General features: G+C 43.2%; 1 protein-coding gene. It reads right to left on the bottom strand.

Annotated features, from left to right (window positions below):
- Positions 1 to 602 (bottom strand): IS5-like element ISSod6 family transposase (locus Q4Q57_RS22060; protein ID WP_311892040.1); only part of this gene is annotated, 602 nt, incomplete at its 3' end.
- Positions 603 to 671: the final 69 nt, after the last annotated feature.

The raw sequence follows: 671 nt of genomic DNA, 5'->3' as shown, positions 1-671 counted from the left end.
TCGACTCTTTCTTGAGGTGCATTCTTATAGCGGCGCCTCGGAATAACAGATTTCCCGCCTTTATTTGCGATAAGTTCACGAAAAGCATCACTGTCATAACCTTTATCTGCAATGACGGTATCAACCTGCTTCAGGTGCTCAATTAAGCTGGGGGCGTGTGTAATATCGTGTTTTTGGCCTTCTGATAATTCGAAATAAATCGGTAATCCTCCGCTGTCGACGGCTAAGTGAATTTTGGTTGAATTACCGCCTCGACTTTTACCAATACTCTCATTATTTAGCGTCGCTGCACCTGCACTGTGCTGGTGAGCCCGCACTATCGAGCCATCAATAAAGACCCATTCTATATCTGCAAGATTGGCTAAGGCATTGAATAAATGTGCTAGAACGCCTTTCTTAGACCATAAATGAAACCGTCTAAAGACCGTGCTCCAATGACCGAACTCTTTAGGTAAATCTCGCCAAGGGATACCTGTTCTAAGGCGGTAAAGAATACCTTCGAATGTTTGTCTATGTTCAGGTTTGTCATAAACACGGCCTGTGCTTTTCATTAAATGAAATAGCTTTTCCCAGCGTGCATCGGTTAGCATAAGTCTTGGCATGGCTTGAGGTTATGGTTACTTTTGGCGAAGCAAATTATAACGTCTTGCCATGCTGTCTAAAAATCACTC

The organism is Shewanella sp. SP2S2-6 (assembly GCF_031931965.1).
In the GTDB taxonomy this organism is placed as follows: Bacteria; Pseudomonadota; Gammaproteobacteria; order Enterobacterales; family Shewanellaceae; genus Shewanella; species Shewanella baltica.
Note: the sequence above shows the minus strand (reverse complement) of the source record. Positions and strands in the feature narration are given on the sequence as shown.